The sequence below is a fragment of the Streptococcus oralis subsp. tigurinus genome (assembly GCF_002093575.1).
GTDB classification, from domain to species: Bacteria; Bacillota; Bacilli; order Lactobacillales; family Streptococcaceae; genus Streptococcus; species Streptococcus oralis_CH.
On sequence record NZ_LNVH01000004.1, the window covers coordinates 335,232 to 350,117 of the forward strand.

Here is a 14,886-nt window from a genome sequence, read left to right on the forward strand (position 1 = left end):
TATAGGATAATGATAGAATGAGAGTCCTCTCTTTTTGGGGGCATATTCAGATAATCAGTTTGAAATTTCCAGACAAATTTTTTGAAAGGAATCTGAAAAAGAGGTAAGATGTTTATGTAAGATAAAGTAAACGCTTACTTAATAAGGAGGACACTTTATGTCATATAAAACAAGCAAGGCAGAAGGACCTGTAGATTTTATTAACACTTATGATTTGGAACCCATGGCGCAACAAGTCATTCCTAAAGCTGCCTTTGGTTATATCGCTAGTGGAGCAGAGGATACTTTCACTTTACGCGAGAACATTCGTGCCTTTAACCACAAACTCATCGTTCCACATACACTTTGTGATGTTGAAAATCCAAGTACAGAGATTGAATTTGCAGGTGAAAAATTATCTTCACCAATTATTATGGCGCCTGTTGCAGCTCATAAATTGGCAAATGAGCAGGGGGAAGTAGCTACTGCGCGTGGTGTGCATGAGTTTGGTTCTCTTTATACAACTAGTTCCTACTCTACTGTTGACCTTCCAGAAATTACAGAAGCCCTTCAAGGGACACCTCATTGGTTCCAATTTTACTTTAGTAAGGATGACGGGATTAACCGCCACATCATGGACCGTGTGAAGGCTGAAGGCTACAAAGCGATTGTCTTGACGGCGGATGCAACTGTAGGGGGCAATCGTGAAGTCGATAAGCGCAATGGTTTTGTCTTCCCAGTTGGCATGCCGATTGTTGAAGAATACCTGCCAGAAGGAGCTGGAAAATCAATGGACTTTGTTTACAAATCAGCCAAACAACGCTTGTCTCCACGTGATGTCGAATTTATCGCTGAATACTCAGGTCTTCCTGTTTATGTCAAGGGGCCACAATGCCGTGAGGACGTTGAACGTTCGCTTGCCGCAGGTGCCTCTGGTATCTGGGTAACCAACCACGGTGGTCGTCAAATCGACGGTGGACCAGCTGCCTTCGACTCACTTCAAGAAGTAGCTGAAGCAGTTGATAAACGCGTGCCAATTGTCTTTGACTCTGGTGTTCGTCGTGGTCAGCACGTCTTTAAAGCCTTGGCCTCAGGAGCAGACTTGGTAGCTATTGGCCGCCCTGTGATCTATGGTTTGGCTCTCGGTGGTAGTGTTGGTGTGCGTCAAGTCTTTGAGCACTTGAATGTAGAATTGAAGACAGTCATGCAATTATCTGGAACTCAGACTATTGAGGATGTCAAACACTTCAAACTCCGTCATAACCCATACAACCCAACCTTCCCAGTCGATCCTCGTGATTTGAAATTGTATTGATAAAGTAGAAGGCCTCCACCTGATGTGGAGGTTTTTCTTTGTGTATAGAAAGAATAAATCGTTATTAGAAACTATATAAATATATTTTTCAGTCAAATATCTTGCTAGGGCTTTCAAATTCTGTTATACTGGTCCAGTAATTAAATAATAAAGACATTTGGGGTGCCTTAGGCTGAGATGATACCCATTGAACCTGATACAGTTAATACTGGCGAAGGGAAATGTGAAAAGGTTTTTTTCGTATGTCGAAAAGAACTGTCTAATCTTGTAAGGTAAACTCTAATTCTCGTTTGTAATTGGAGTTTTTTTGTTTATCAAAAGAGGATAGGTTGGACGGCAAGCCTTTTGGTAGCTCTCCTTGAATGCCCCACTTTTCTTTGAAAAGGTCAAGTAAAACTAGGATTTTCTTGGTATTTTGTTGATTACGAACGAGTAAAGAGAGGAAAAGTAAATATGGAAACACAAGACTATGCATTTCAGCCAGGTTTGACCGTTGGAGAATTATTAAAAAGCAGTCGGAAGGATTGGCAGGCTGCAATCAATCATCGTTTTGTCAATGAACTTTTTGCGGGGACAATTGAGAATAAGGTCTTAAAAGACTACCTGATTCAAGATTATCATTTCTTTGATGCTTTCTTATCCATGCTGGGAGCTTGTGTAGCTCACGCAGACCAGCTTGAATCCAAACTTCGTTTTGCCAAACAACTAGGCTTTCTTGAAGCAGATGAAGATGGTTATTTCCAAAAGGCTTTCAAAGAGTTAAAGGTAGCAGAGAATGACTATCTAGAAGTGAACTTGCACCCTGTAACAAAAGCGTTTCAGGAGCTAATGTATTCTGCTGTGGCTTCATCAGACTATGCTCATCTTTTGGTCATGCTGGTCATTGCAGAAGGTCTCTATTTAGACTGGGGTTCTAAAGATTTGGCACTACCTGAAGCCTATATTCATTCGGAATGGATTAATCTACATAGAGGTCCTTTCTTTGCAGAGTGGGTTCAATTTCTAGTTGATGAACTTAATCGTGTCGGGAAAAATCGAGAAGATTTGACAGAACTTCAGAAACGCTGGAATCAAGCAGTTGCTTTAGAATTAACCTTTTTTGATATCGGTTATGAATTATAGGACAGATGCAATCCTTTGATGTAGATTAAAAGAATGAACAAACAAACTATATAAATATATTTTCCAGTCAAATATCTTGCTAGGGCTTTCAAATTCTGTTATACTGGTCCAGTAATTAAATAATAAAGACATTTGGGGTGCTTTAGGCTGAGATGATACCCATTGAACCTGATACAGTTAAGACTGGCGAAGGGAAATGTGAAAAGGTTTTTTTCGTATGTCGAAAAGAACTGTCTAATCTTGTAAGGTAAACTCTAATTCTTAATTGTAATTGGAGTTTTTTTGTTTATCAAAAGAGGATAGGCTTGACGGTAAGCCGTTCGGTAGCTCTCCTTGAATGCCCCACTTTTCTTTAAAAAAGGAGTTTTTTATGTTGAAAAAATGGCAGTTAAAAGATGTTATCTTGCTTGCGTTCTTGTCTATCTTTTTTGGTGGCGTTTTTGTGGGTTCCGGCTATCTGTTTGATATCCTCACCCTAATCTTGGCCCCTTTTGGTTTACAGGCTTTTGCCAATGAAATCCTCTTTGGTCTCTGGTGTATGGCTGCGCCCATTGCGGCTATCTTTGTTCCAAGAGTCGGAAGTGCAACGATTGGAGAAGTGCTTGCTGCACTTGCTGAAGTTCTTTATGGTAGCCAATTTGGTCTAGGCGCTCTTTTGTCCGGCTTGGTTCAAGGTTTGGGAAGTGAATTTGGTTTTATCGTAACTAAGAATCGCTATGAAAGTTGGCTCTCTCTAACTGCTAATAGTATTGGGATTACGCTTTTTAGCTTTATCTATGAATACATTAAGTTAGGTTATTACGCCTTCTCCCTTCCTTTTGTCCTTTCCTTGTTGGTGGTGCGTTTTATTTCCGTCTTTTTCTTCTGTACCATCTTGGTTCGTGCCATTGTAAAACTCTACCATCAGTTTGCAGCTGGAGGCAAGGCGTAGATGGGGTTGGAACTACGGGGGATTCAGTCCCCAATCTTCTTTGAACCGATTGATTTTATTTTTCATGCGCAAGATTTTATCTTGTTAGTTGGGAGCAGTGGTTCAGGAAAATCCAGTCTCTTTCAAATCATTGCTCAAGTCAGTTCTCTTCCCTATAGTGGTCAAGTCCTGATAGATGGGAGCGAGGTCAGTCAGCTTTCTATCGTCGAACGTGTCCAGACGGTTGGCATTCTCTTTCAAAATCCCAATCACCAATTTACCATGGAGAACTTGTTTGAGGAGCTGATTTTTACCTTGGAAAATATTGGCCATCCTGTGCAAGAGATTGATGCTAAAATAGCTGAGGTGGTTCGGCAATGTCGCTGCAAGGCGATTTTGCACCGTCCCATTCATCACTTATCAGGTGGGGAAAAGCAAAAGGCTGCTTTGGCTGTTCTCTTTGCTATGAATCCTAGGGTCTATCTCTTGGATGAGCCTTTTGCTTCCATTGACCGCAAGAGCAGGTTAGAGATATTGGAGATTCTAAAAGAGTTGGTCTCTGATGGGAAGACAGTTATTTTGTGCGACCATGATTTATCTGATTATGAAGCCTATATCGACCATATGGTGGAGCTAAGAGACGGACAACTAAGGGAAATAAATCAACTTCCTACCTCTGAGATGACACAGGTTGCTTCAAAGGAAGTTGCTTCTAGCCCAGAACTATTCCATATGGACCGTGTGACTTGTGAGCTGGGTAATCGCCCCCTCTTTTCGATTGCTGATTTTACTATCTACCAAGGAATTTCCTGTATCTTGGGTGATAATGGTATCGGGAAATCAACCCTCTTTCGCTCTATTCTTCAATTTCAAAAGTATAAAGGGCTCATTACTTGGAAGGGGAAAGTCCTGAAAAGGAAAAAGAGTGTGTATCGTGATCTGACGGGAGTTGTTCAGGAAGCTGAAAAGCAATTTATCCGAGTCAGTCTGCGAGAGGAACTGCAATTAGATAGTCCAGACTCTGAAAGAAATCAGCGGGTACTCCAAGCTTTACGATATTTTAATCTGGAGCAGGCTCTTGATAAGAGTCCCTATCAATTAAGTGGTGGCCAGCAAAAGATTCTTCAGCTATTGACCATCTTGACCAGCAAGGCGTCTGTGATTTTGCTAGACGAACCCTTTGCTGGTTTGGATGATAGAGCTTGCCATTATTTTTGTCAGTGGATGTTGGAGGACAGAAATCAAGGAAGAAGTTTTTTGATCATTAGCCATCGTTTAGATCCCTTGATCTCTGTGGTCGATTATTGGATCGAGATGACTAGTGAGGGTCTCCGTCATATTAAAGATGTGACAATCAGCAAACCTCTCAGTTTTCTGAGTAGGAATAGTCAAGGGGAGGTGAGGTAGTATGATCAAAGTAGCAACCCAGACACCGATAATCAGTCTCTTCTTGCTAATTTTATCCTTGGAAACATCCTTCATTCCTTCGATTGCTCTTAATCTTTCTGTAGTCGCATTTTGCGTACTCTTTTTGCTCTATCACCGTCGATTTAAAATGTTGGCTTGGATGCTCTTGCTCGCCATTTTACCATCTTTGGCTAATTACTGGGCAATTCAGTTACATGGGGATGCTTCGCAGGCAGTGATACTTGGGACGAGAGCTTTTGTGACGGTTTGTATTGGTCTTATCTTTGTTTCCAGTATTTCCCTAAAAGAGCTTCTCTTGTACTTGGCTCAAAAGGGGTTATCGCGTTCTTGGGCCTATGCTTTAATTGTGGTATTCAATTCCTTTCCCCTCATTCAGCAGGAAATCAAGTCTCTCAAGGAAGCTTGCTTATTGCGTGGTCAAAAATTGCATGTTTGGTCGCCCTTGATTTACAGCAAGGTTCTGATGACGGTCTTTAGATGGCGCCATCTCTACTTGAGAGCTCTGTCTGCACATGGATATGACGAACATGCGCAGTTGGAGAATCGCTATCGGACTTTTTATATTTCTAAAAAAACAAAATTAATCTACCTGCTGTTCTTTTTATTGCTTCAAACCAGTCTATTTTTATAAAGGAGTTATTATGGAATTTACAGATATTGCGATGGAATTATCCACGGAAGCTTGGCAGGCTTCCTTTAACCATCCCTTTGTTTTACAGTTACAAGAGGGAACGTTAGAACCTTCTATTTTCCGCTATTACCTGATTCAGGATGCCTACTATCTGAAGTCTTTTTCAGAAGCCTACCACCTCTTGGCTGATAAGACTTCAAACGAGGAAATGAAAAGACTCTTGAAACAAAATGCCCAGAGTCTAGTGGAGGGTGAGTTGTTTATCCGCCAACAATTTTTTAAGGAATTGGGAATCAGCGACCAGGAAATGGAGCAACATCCAATCGCTCCAACCTGTTATCATTACATTTCGCATATTTATCGACAGTTTGCAGAGCCAAACTTGGGCATTGCTTTTGCTAGTTTACTTCCATGTCCTTGGCTATACCATGATTTAGGCAAGGCACTTAATCGCAAACCATCCCCGAATCCTCTTTATCAACAGTGGATTGAAACCTATATCACCGATGAATTAGAACAGCAGATTAAAGAGGAAGAAGCGCTGGTCAATCAACTCTATCGAGAAAGCGACGAGACAGACAAACAAAAAATGCTAGAGGCCTTCCACCGAAGTGTCCACATGGAAGCCAAGTTTTGGGAGATGGCTTATCAACACCAAACATGGACGAGTGATTTGCAGTCCTTAGAAACAGAGAAAAAATAGAAAATGAGAAACCACCAACTACAAGTTCACAAATTAACCATTTTATCCATGATGATTGCTCTTGACGTAGTTCTTACACCCATCTTTCGAATTGAAGGGATGGCACCGATGTCCAGTGTAGTCAACATTCTTGCAGGAATTTTGATGGGACCTGTTTATTCCTTGGTCATGGCTACTGTCACAGCCTTTATCCGTATGACGACTCAAGGCATTCCGCCCTTGGCCCTGACAGGAGCTACCTTTGGAGCCCTCCTTGCAGGTCTCTTTTATAAGTACGGTCGAAAATTTTACTTTTCTGCCCTAGGAGAAATCTTGGGGACAGGGATTATCGGTTCCATTGTTTCCTATCCTGTCATGGTTCTCTTTACCGGATCTGCGGCCAAGCTCAGCTGGTTTATCTACACCCCTCGATTTTTCGGAGCAACCTTGATCGGTACAGCGATTTCCTTTATTGCCTTTCGGTTTTTAATCAAGCAGGAATTCTTTAAAAAAGTGCAAGGATATTTTTTCAGTGAAAGGATAGACTGATGCAGAAATTGACAAATCCTTTCCCTCTGGCAACCAGTTCCTTGATTCACTGCATCACCAATGAGATTTCTTGTGAGATGCTGGCTAATGGCATTTTGGCTCTGGGATGTAAACCAGTCATGGCAGATGACCCTCGTGAGGTTCTTGATTTTACTAAGCAAAGCCAGGCTCTCTTCATCAATTTGGGGCATTTGTCAGCAGAGAAGGAGAAAGCAATCCGTATGGCAGCTTCTTATGCAGTTCAAACTTGTCTCCCAATGGTAGTAGATGCGGTTGGTGTATCAGCGTCATCCATTCGTAAGAATCTAGTCAGAGAACTTTTAGAATACAAGCCCACAGTCCTTAAAGGAAACATGTCGGAAATCCGAAGTCTTGTTGGCTTAAAACACCACGGAGTTGGGGTTGATGCTAGTTCTAAAGATCAAGAAACTGAGGATTTGCTTCAAGTCTTGAAAGACTGGTGTCAGCTTTATCCTAGTACGTCGTTCTTAGTCACTGGACCCAAGGACCTCGTCGTTTCAGCAAATCAAGTTGCTATATTGGGAAATGGCTGTGCAGAATTAGATTGGATAACAGGGACAGGAGATCTGGTTGGAGCCTTGACAGCCGTTTTTCTCAGCCAAGGAAAGACTGCCTTTGAAGCTTCTTGCCTAGCAGTTTCTTATCTCAATATCGCTGCTGAGAGAATAGTTGTTCAAGGAATGGGATTGGAAGATTTCCGCTTTCAAACTCTCAATCAGCTCTCTCTTCTAAAAAGAGATGAAAATTGGCTAGATGCCATCAAAGGAGACTTTTATGAATAGTAAAGTACTTAAACTGTATCTAGTTACCAATCGCTACCAAGATTCTTTGGAAAGCTTTCTTGAAAAAGTGGAGACAGCCTGCCGTTCAGGTGTTACCATCATCCAACTACGAGAAAAAAATCTCACAACCAATCAATACTATCAACTGGCTAAACAAGTCAAGGAAATAACAGATGCCTATCAGGTTCCCTTGATAATCGATGATCGATTGGATATCTGTCTAGCAGTCGATGCTGCTGGGTTGCATATAGGCGACGATGAACTACCAGTTTCGGTTGCCCGCAAAGTCTTGGGTCCTAAAAAAATCCTCGGTGTCACTGCTAAAACAGTAAAAAGAGCCCTGGAAGCAGAAACATCGGGTGCGGATTACTTGGGAACAGGAGCCATTTTCCCGACTACGACCAAAGAAAATGCACCTATCACCCAGATTTCAACCTTGAAAACCATTTGCCAAACGGTCGCCATTCCAGTAGTTGCTATTGGAGGCTTGACGTCAGAGAATATTGACCAGCTTGCTGAAACAGGTATAGCTGGGGTCGCTGTCGTCAGGGATCTGATGCAGGCAGAAGATATAGAGGCAAAAACGCAAGCCTTTTTAACAAAGCTGGATGACATGATTTCCTAATCAAAAACTCTCTAATTTCCTTAAAGCGGGAACTAGAGAGTTTTTTCTTAATCTTTAAAGCTTGTATGATTGACTGGGCCAGAACCATGACCGAGTTGAGGAGCGTCTTGGATGGCTTTTGTGATAAAGGCCTTGGCCTTATCGACTGCTTGATAAAGGGTTTTTCCCTTGGCTAGTTCAGCAGTAATCACAGCAGCAAAGGTACATCCAGTACCATGGGTGTGACAGGTTTGAATTCGTGGACTTTCCCAGACAAATTGTTCCTCTTTGGTAAAGAGGAAATCCTTGGCACCGCCTTCGAGATGACCACCTTTGATTACCACAGACTGAGGACCAAATTCTTTTAGAATCAGGCGACCAGCACGCTGCATGTCTTCTGGATCATGGATTGAGAAACCAACAATTTCTTCTGCCTCAGGAAGATTGGGAGTGATAATGGTTGCAAGGGGAAGCAGGTTTGTTTTTAGGTAGGTTCTCGCACTAGAATCAATCAGGGTGTCCCCACTTGTTGCGACCATAACAGGGTCCAGCACATATGGACAGTCCAGCTTTTTAAGGTAGGGTTGGATGATCTCCATGATCTCAGTAGTTGCCAACATCCCAGTTTTTACAGCCTGAGGCTTGATATCCGAAAAGACGCTCTCCAGTTGAGCTTCCAACATTTGGTTGGAGACGTGCTCGATTAATTGAACGCCTCTGGTATTTTGAGCGACAAGGCTGGTCACAACGGCCATTCCATAGACATCTCTAGCTTGGAACGACTTCAAATCAGCCATGATGCCAGCACCGCCACTGGGGTCTGTCCCAGCAATGGTCAGAGCAACGGGTAAATAAGTCATCTAAAACCTCCCAACCAACTGAAGTTTGTATTCTTAAGAACAGGCTAGTCTGTTTTGGAAGGAAATAGAAGACTGGGTAGTCCTCACTATTTTCCACTTCCATCAGCCAGCATTACCTAGATTGAGTCAAAGGGATCTAACAGTCGTTAATCTCAGCTTTACGCACCCCTAGTGGTTGTTTTCTTTTTTCTTCAGTATAGCATATTTTTATAGTTTATATAGTAAAATTTGACTGCAAATCTCTCGTTACATGATTAAAATTCTATTTTTCGAAAAAATAAGAAGATTTATAATTGACAAATGTAGATTTTGAGAGTATACTTAGATTTGTAATTGACAAATGTAGATTTTGGAGGTGTGCTAATGCAGATTTCAGATGCAGAATGGCAAGTTATGAAGATTGTTTGGATGCAGGGGGAACAGACCAGTAGGGATTTGATCAGGGTTCTGGCAGAGCGGTTTGACTGGTCCAAGTCCACGGTTCAGACCCTTTTGGCTCGTCTGGTTGAGAAAGAGTGCTTGACCAGGAAAAAAGAGGGCAAGTCCTTTATTTATTCAGCCCTTTTAACTCTAGACCAAAGTCGAGACTTGCTTGTCCAAGATATCAAAGACAAGGTTTGTTCTCGTAGGATTAAGAGCTTGCTGGCTGATTTGATTGTGGAATGTGATTTCACTCAGGCTGACTTGAAAGACTTGGAAGTTGTGATTTCTGAGAAAAAAGCTAGCGCAGTTGCGGAAGTAAAATGTAATTGTATGTAAAGGAGACGCCATGTTAAATAGTATTATAACCATTATTTGTATTTCCCTTATCGCGTTTATCTTGTTTTGGTTTTTCAAAAAGCCTGAAAAATCTGGACAGAAGGCCCAGCAAAGAAAGGGCTACCAAGAGATTCGAGTGGAAGTCATGGGAGGCTATACGCCAGAGTTGATTATCCTCAAGAAATCAGTGCCAGCCCGCATTATCTTTGACCGTAAGGACCCGTCACCCTGTCTGGATCAGATTGTTTTTCCAGACTTTGGAGTACATGCGGATCTTCCTATGGGTGAAGAGTATGTAGTGGAAATCACACCTGAGCAGGCTGGGGAATTTGGCTTCGCGTGTGGTATGAATATGATGCACGGTAAGATGATTGTAGAGTAGGAGGAAATGATGACAGAAATTGTGAAAGCAAGCCTAGAAAATGGCATTCAAAAAATCCGTATCCGAGCTGAAAAAGGCTATCATCCAGCCCGTATCCAGCTTCAAAAAGGGATTCCAGCTGAGATTACCTTTCATCGTGCAACCCCTTCAAACTGTTACAAGGAAATCCTTTTTGAAGAAGAAGGAATTCTAGAACCAATCGGCGTGGATGAAGAGAAGACAATTCGTTTTACTCCTCAAGAGCTGGGTAAGCATGAATTCTCATGTGGGATGAAGATGCAAAAGGGAAGCTATACCGTAGTTGAGAAGACGCGAAAATCTCTATCCCTCCTACAGCGTTTTTGGATTACCAGTATCTTTACTCTGCCTCTTGTGATTCTCATGCTTGGGATGTTGACAGGGACTATTAGTCATCCAGTCATGCATTGGGGCACCTTTCTAGCCACAACGCCTATTATGTTAGTAGCAGGTGGTCCTTATATCCAAAGCGCTTGGGCCAGCTTTAAAAAACACAATGCCAATATGGATACCTTGGTTGCTTTGGGAACTCTAGTGGCTTATCTCTATAGTCTAGTTGCCCTCTTCGCTGGGCTCCCTGTCTACTTTGAAAGTGCTGGATTTATCCTCTTCTTCGTTCTTTTGGGAGCAGTTTTTGAAGAGAAAATGCGGAAAAATACTTCACAAGCTGTGGAGAAACTACTAGACTTGCAGGCTAAAACAGCAGAAGTCTTGCGTGATGATAGCTATGTTCAAGTTCCCTTGGACCAAGTCAAGGTAGGCGACCTGATTCGAGTGCGGCCCGGTGAAAAGATTGCAGTTGATGGTGTCGTAGTGGAAGGTGTGTCCAGCATAGATGAATCCATGGTGACAGGTGAGAGCTTGCCGGTAGACAAAACAGTTGGAGATACCGTCATTGGCTCAACCATCAATAATAGTGGAACCCTTGTTTTTAGGGCAGAAAAGGTTGGCTCAGAGACTGTTTTGGCTCAGATTGTAGACTTTGTGAAGAAAGCTCAAACTAGTCGTGCGCCGATTCAGGACTTGACAGATAAGATTTCAGGGATTTTTGTCCCAGCAGTTGTCATTTTAGGAATCGTGACCTTTTGGGTTTGGTTCGTCTTGCTCAGGGATAGTGTAGTCGTGCTTGGAGCTAGCTTTGTGTCTTCTCTTCTCTATGGAGTTGCGGTTTTGATTATTGCCTGCCCTTGTGCCTTGGGTCTTGCAACACCGACAGCTCTTATGGTAGGGACAGGACGCAGTGCCAAAATGGGGGTTCTTCTCAAAAATGGAACAGTCTTACAGGAAATTCAGAAAGTCCAAACTATTGTGTTTGACAAGACAGGGACTTTGACGGAAGGAAAACCAGTGGTCACTGATATCATTGGCGATGAGACAGAAGTGCTCGGCTTAGCTGCCTCTTTAGAAGAAGCTTCCCAACATCCACTGGCTGAGGCTATTGTCAAGCGAGCGAGTGAAGCTGGACTTGAGTTTCAAACTGTTGAAAATTTCCAAGCCTTGCATGGAAAAGGTGTTTCAGGGCAAATAGCTGGAAAACAAGTTCTGCTTGGAAATGCTAAAATGCTGGATAGTATGGATATTTCTAGCGCTTATCAAGAAAAACTAGAAGAACTAGAAAAAGAAGCTAAGACAGTTGTTTTCTTGGCTGTGGACAATGAAATCAAAGGTTTGCTTGCTTTGCAAGACATTCCCAAGGGAAATGCCAAGCTGGCCATCAGTCAGTTGAAAAAACGTGGTCTCCGAACAGTTATGCTGACAGGAGACAATGCAGGTGTGGCGCGTGCCATTGCCGATCAGATCGGCATTGAAGAGGTCATTGCTGGTGTCTTGCCAGAAGAAAAAGCCCATGAAATCCATAAACTACAAGAGGCTGGCAAAGTAGCCTTTGTTGGGGATGGTATTAATGATGCGCCAGCCCTCAGTGTAGCAGATGTGGGAATTGCCATGGGTGCTGGAACCGATATCGCCATCGAGTCAGCAGATTTGGTGTTAACAACCAATAACCTCCTAGGAGTGGTTCGTGCTTTTGATATGAGTAAGAAAACCTTTAATCGTATTCTGCTCAATCTTTTCTGGGCCTTTATTTACAATGTCGTCGGAATTCCGATAGCGGCAGGAGTCTTTTCAGGTGTTGGACTGGCCCTAAATCCAGAACTGGCAGGTCTAGCCATGGCCTTTAGTTCTGTATCTGTTCTGACCAGTTCACTCTTACTAAACTTTAGTAAAATAGACTAAAAGCGAGCTTGCTCGCTTTTTATACTCTTCGAAAATCTCTTCAAACCACGTCAGCGTCGCCTTACCGTACTCAAGTACAGCCTGCGGCTAGCTTCCTAGTTTGCTCTTTGATTTTCATTGAGTATTATTATAAAACAGAAACTAAAAACGTTTTCAAACTGTACTGTAATAGAGAATAAAAATTTCTGAGCACATTCTTAGGAGACCCAAAACAAATGTGGTAAAGTAGTAGAGTAAAAATTTGCTGAAACGTTTCCAAATAATATATGAAAACGGATGAATCAAGTTTTAAAAATATTTGAAGGAGAGTTATCATTATGACTCAAGGGAAAATTACTGCATCTGCAGCAATGCTTAACGTATTGAAAACATGGGGCGTAGACACAATCTACGGTATCCCATCAGGAACACTCAGCTCATTGATGGACGCTTTGGCTGAAGACAAAGATATCCGCTTCTTGCAAGTTCGCCACGAAGAAACAGGTGCTCTTGCAGCGGTGATGCAAGCTAAATTCGGCGGCTCAATCGGGGTTGCAGTTGGTTCAGGTGGTCCAGGTGCGACTCACTTGATTAACGGTGTTTACGATGCAGCTATGGATAACACTCCATTCCTTGCTATCCTTGGATCACGTCCTGTTAACGAACTCAACATGGATGCCTTCCAAGAATTGAACCAAAACCCAATGTACAACGGTATCGCTGTTTACAACAAACGTGTCGCTTACGCTGAGCAATTGCCAAAAGTAATCGACGAAGCTTGCCGTGCTGCAGTTTCTAAAAAAGGTCCAGCTGTAGTTGAAATTCCAGTAAACTTCGGTTTCCAAGAAATCGACGAAAACTCATACTACGGTTCAGGTTCATATGAACGTTCATTCATCGCTCCTGCTTTGAACGAAGTTGAAATCGACAAAGCGGTTGAAATCTTGAACAATGCTGAACGTCCAGTTATCTACGCTGGTTACGGTGGTGTTAAAGCAGGTGAAGTGATTACTGAATTGTCACGTAAAATCAAAGCACCAATCATCACAACTGGTAAAAACTTTGAAGCCTTTGAATGGAACTACGAAGGTTTGACAGGTTCTGCTTACCGTGTTGGTTGGAAACCAGCCAACGAAGTGGTCTTTGAAGCAGACACAGTTCTTTTCCTTGGTTCAAACTTCCCATTTGCTGAAGTTTACGAAGCCTTCAAGAACACTGAAAAATTCATCCAAGTCGATATCGACCCTTACAAACTTGGTAAACGTCATGCCCTTGACGCTTCTATCCTTGGTGATGCAGGTCAAGCAGCGAAAGCAATCCTTGACAAAGTAAACCCAGTAGAATCTACTCCATGGTGGCGTGCAAACGTGAAGAACAACCAAAACTGGCGTGATTACATGAACAAACTCGAAGGTAAAACTGAGGGTGAATTGCAATTGTACCAAGTTTACAATGCAATCAACAAACATGCTGATCAAGACGCTATCTACTCAATCGACGTAGGTGACACTACTCAAACATCTACTCGTCACCTTCACATGACACCTAAGAACATGTGGCGTACATCTCCACTCTTTGCGACAATGGGTATTGCCCTTCCTGGTGGTATCGCTGCTAAGAAAGACAATCCAGATCGCCAAGTATGGAACATCATGGGTGACGGTGCATTCAACATGTGCTACCCAGACGTTATCACAAACGTTCAATACGACCTTCCAGTTATTAACGTGGTCTTCTCAAATGGTAAATATGCCTTCATCAAGGACAAATACGAAGACACAAACAAACACTTGTTTGGTTGTGACTTCCCTAACGCGGACTACGCGAAAATCGCTGAAGCGCAAGGTGCTGTAGGATTTACAGTTGATCGTATCGAAGATATCGATGCAGTTGTTGCTGAAGCTGTTAAATTGAACAAAGAAGGTAAAACTGTTGTGATCGATGCTCGCATCTCTCAACATCGTCCACTTCCAGTAGAAGTACTTGAATTGGATCCAAAACAACACTCAGAAGAAGCAATCAAAGCCTTCAAGGAAAAATACGAAGCAGAAGAACTCGTACCATTCCGCCTCTTCTTGGAAGAAGAAGGATTGCAATCACGCGCAATCAAATAATTCCTCTCGTCGAAAATCAAATGTAAACTTTGTAGATTTTATTCTTTGATTTTCAAGAGTCTAACTTGAAAAGATCGGAGCAATCCGGTCTTTTTCTGGAGGATAGTAAATGAATTTAAATCAATTAGATATCATCGTTTCAGATGTTCCTCAAGTCTGTGCTGACTTGGAGCGTATTTTGGATAAAAAGTCCGATTATGTTGATGACAGTTTTGCTCAGTTTACGATTGGCAGTCACTGTCTCATGTTGTCCCAAAATCATTTGGTTCCTTTGGAAAACTTTCAGTCAGGAATCATTCTTCATATCGAGGTTGAGGATGTAGAGCAGAACTACCAACGGTTGAAAGAGATTGGTGTCGAGATTTTACACGGTCCTTGTGAAACGGATTGGGGAACAGAGTCCTTATTAGTTAAAGGCCCTGCTGGTTTAGTGATTGATTTTTATCGTATGAAGTAGGGCGCTTAATCATTTGATGTTAACCTTAATCATTCTTAAAACAGATTATGAGAATATGA

The 14,886-nt window shown here is 42.3% G+C and carries 15 protein-coding genes and 3 riboswitches; of the genes, 14 read left to right on the forward strand and 1 reads right to left on the reverse strand.

Annotated features, from left to right (window positions below):
- The first annotated feature begins 157 nt into the window (after positions 1–157).
- The 9 genes from lctO to thiE all read left to right on the forward strand — a co-directional run bounded on the left by lctO (position 158) and on the right by thiE (position 8,044).
- Positions 158–1,294 (forward strand): L-lactate oxidase, encoded by a 1,137-nt coding sequence (gene lctO, locus ATE37_RS06655; protein WP_084868443.1) that lies wholly within the window; start codon positions 158–160, stop codon positions 1,292–1,294.
- A gap of 148 nt (positions 1,295–1,442) precedes the next feature.
- A riboswitch (TPP riboswitch) is annotated at positions 1,443–1,531 on the forward strand.
- 216 nt (positions 1,532–1,747) lie between these two features.
- Positions 1,748–2,416: a TenA family protein gene (locus tag ATE37_RS06660; RefSeq protein WP_084868444.1), complete on the forward strand. Its 669-nt coding sequence runs from the start codon at positions 1,748–1,750 to the stop codon at positions 2,414–2,416.
- Between the two features lie 123 nt (positions 2,417–2,539).
- A riboswitch (TPP riboswitch) is annotated at positions 2,540–2,628 on the forward strand.
- A 158-nt stretch (positions 2,629–2,786) separates the two neighbouring features.
- A complete protein-coding gene (locus tag ATE37_RS06665) occupies positions 2,787–3,347 on the forward strand; it encodes an ECF transporter S component (protein ID WP_180382772.1) in 561 nt (186 codons plus the stop codon).
- Complete coding sequence (locus ATE37_RS06670; protein WP_084868446.1) at positions 3,348–4,733, forward strand: ATP-binding cassette domain-containing protein; 1,386 nt, start codon at positions 3,348–3,350, stop codon at positions 4,731–4,733.
- A 1-nt stretch (position 4,734) separates the two neighbouring features.
- A complete protein-coding gene (locus tag ATE37_RS06675) occupies positions 4,735–5,385 on the forward strand; it encodes an energy-coupling factor transporter transmembrane component T (RefSeq protein WP_084868447.1) in 651 nt (216 codons plus the stop codon).
- Between the two features lie 10 nt (positions 5,386–5,395).
- Entirely contained in the window at positions 5,396–6,088 is a 693-nt protein-coding gene (tenA, locus tag ATE37_RS06680) for a thiaminase II (RefSeq protein ID WP_084868448.1), read from the forward strand.
- Between the two features lie 3 nt (positions 6,089–6,091).
- Positions 6,092–6,616 carry an energy coupling factor transporter S component ThiW gene (thiW, locus tag ATE37_RS06685; protein ID WP_084868449.1) on the forward strand — a complete coding sequence of 175 codons (525 nt, stop codon included), beginning with the start codon at positions 6,092–6,094 and terminating at the stop codon, positions 6,614–6,616.
- Entirely contained in the window at positions 6,616–7,419 is an 804-nt protein-coding gene (gene thiM / locus ATE37_RS06690) for a hydroxyethylthiazole kinase (protein WP_084868450.1), read from the forward strand. The genes thiW and thiM overlap by 1 nt, the downstream gene beginning before the upstream one ends.
- Positions 7,412–8,044, forward strand: a complete 633-nt coding sequence (gene thiE / locus ATE37_RS06695; protein WP_084868451.1) for a thiamine phosphate synthase — start codon at positions 7,412–7,414, stop codon at positions 8,042–8,044. Before thiM ends, thiE begins: the two co-directional genes overlap by 8 nt.
- Before the next feature lie 47 nt (positions 8,045–8,091).
- On the opposite strand, the gene thiD is transcribed toward thiE, so the two are convergent.
- Positions 8,092–8,883, reverse strand: coding sequence for a bifunctional hydroxymethylpyrimidine kinase/phosphomethylpyrimidine kinase (gene thiD, locus ATE37_RS06700; protein ID WP_084868452.1), 792 nt, complete (start codon positions 8,881–8,883; stop codon positions 8,092–8,094).
- 81 nt (positions 8,884–8,964) lie between these two features.
- A riboswitch (TPP riboswitch) is annotated at positions 8,965–9,063 on the reverse strand.
- Between the two features lie 183 nt (positions 9,064–9,246).
- Here thiD and ATE37_RS06705 point away from each other — a divergent pair.
- The 5 genes from ATE37_RS06705 to ATE37_RS06730 all read left to right on the forward strand — a co-directional run bounded on the left by ATE37_RS06705 (position 9,247) and on the right by ATE37_RS06730 (position 14,827).
- Entirely contained in the window at positions 9,247–9,642 is a 396-nt protein-coding gene (locus tag ATE37_RS06705) for a CopY/TcrY family copper transport repressor (protein WP_001167220.1), read from the forward strand.
- A 10-nt stretch (positions 9,643–9,652) separates the two neighbouring features.
- On the forward strand, positions 9,653–10,024 hold the full coding sequence (locus ATE37_RS06710) for a cupredoxin domain-containing protein (RefSeq protein ID WP_084868453.1): 372 nt from the start codon (positions 9,653–9,655) through the stop codon (positions 10,022–10,024).
- Between the two features lie 9 nt (positions 10,025–10,033).
- Complete coding sequence (locus tag ATE37_RS06715) at positions 10,034–12,277, forward strand: heavy metal translocating P-type ATPase (protein ID WP_084868454.1); 2,244 nt, start codon at positions 10,034–10,036, stop codon at positions 12,275–12,277.
- 317 nt (positions 12,278–12,594) lie between these two features.
- A complete protein-coding gene (spxB, locus tag ATE37_RS06725; RefSeq protein WP_007520383.1) occupies positions 12,595–14,370 on the forward strand; it encodes a pyruvate oxidase in 1,776 nt (591 codons plus the stop codon).
- A 109-nt stretch (positions 14,371–14,479) separates the two neighbouring features.
- Positions 14,480–14,827, forward strand: coding sequence for a VOC family protein (locus ATE37_RS06730; RefSeq protein ID WP_084868455.1), 348 nt, complete (start codon positions 14,480–14,482; stop codon positions 14,825–14,827).
- Positions 14,828–14,886 lie beyond the last annotated feature (59 nt).

What these genes read in the sequence shown, in the direction of transcription:
- lctO (WP_084868443.1), top strand. Translation starts at nt 158, where the DNA reads ATGTCATATAAAACAAGCAAGGCAGAAGGACCTGTAGATTTTATTAAC.
- ATE37_RS06660 (WP_084868444.1), top strand. Translation starts at nt 1,748, where the DNA reads ATGGAAACACAAGACTATGCATTTCAGCCAGGTTTGACCGTTGGAGAA.
- ATE37_RS06665 (WP_180382772.1), top strand. Translation starts at nt 2,787, where the DNA reads ATGTTGAAAAAATGGCAGTTAAAAGATGTTATCTTGCTTGCGTTCTTG.
- ATE37_RS06670 (WP_084868446.1), top strand. Translation starts at nt 3,348, where the DNA reads ATGGGGTTGGAACTACGGGGGATTCAGTCCCCAATCTTCTTTGAACCG.
- ATE37_RS06675 (WP_084868447.1), top strand. Translation starts at nt 4,735, where the DNA reads ATGATCAAAGTAGCAACCCAGACACCGATAATCAGTCTCTTCTTGCTA.
- tenA (WP_084868448.1), top strand. Translation starts at nt 5,396, where the DNA reads ATGGAATTTACAGATATTGCGATGGAATTATCCACGGAAGCTTGGCAG.
- thiW (WP_084868449.1), top strand. Translation starts at nt 6,092, where the DNA reads ATGAGAAACCACCAACTACAAGTTCACAAATTAACCATTTTATCCATG.
- thiM (WP_084868450.1), top strand. Translation starts at nt 6,616, where the DNA reads ATGCAGAAATTGACAAATCCTTTCCCTCTGGCAACCAGTTCCTTGATT.
- thiE (WP_084868451.1), top strand. Translation starts at nt 7,412, where the DNA reads ATGAATAGTAAAGTACTTAAACTGTATCTAGTTACCAATCGCTACCAA.
- thiD (WP_084868452.1), bottom strand. Translation starts at nt 8,883, where the DNA reads ATGACTTATTTACCCGTTGCTCTGACCATTGCTGGGACAGACCCCAGT.
- ATE37_RS06705 (WP_001167220.1), top strand. Translation starts at nt 9,247, where the DNA reads ATGCAGATTTCAGATGCAGAATGGCAAGTTATGAAGATTGTTTGGATG.
- ATE37_RS06710 (WP_084868453.1), top strand. Translation starts at nt 9,653, where the DNA reads ATGTTAAATAGTATTATAACCATTATTTGTATTTCCCTTATCGCGTTT.
- ATE37_RS06715 (WP_084868454.1), top strand. Translation starts at nt 10,034, where the DNA reads ATGACAGAAATTGTGAAAGCAAGCCTAGAAAATGGCATTCAAAAAATC.
- spxB (WP_007520383.1), top strand. Translation starts at nt 12,595, where the DNA reads ATGACTCAAGGGAAAATTACTGCATCTGCAGCAATGCTTAACGTATTG.
- ATE37_RS06730 (WP_084868455.1), top strand. Translation starts at nt 14,480, where the DNA reads ATGAATTTAAATCAATTAGATATCATCGTTTCAGATGTTCCTCAAGTC.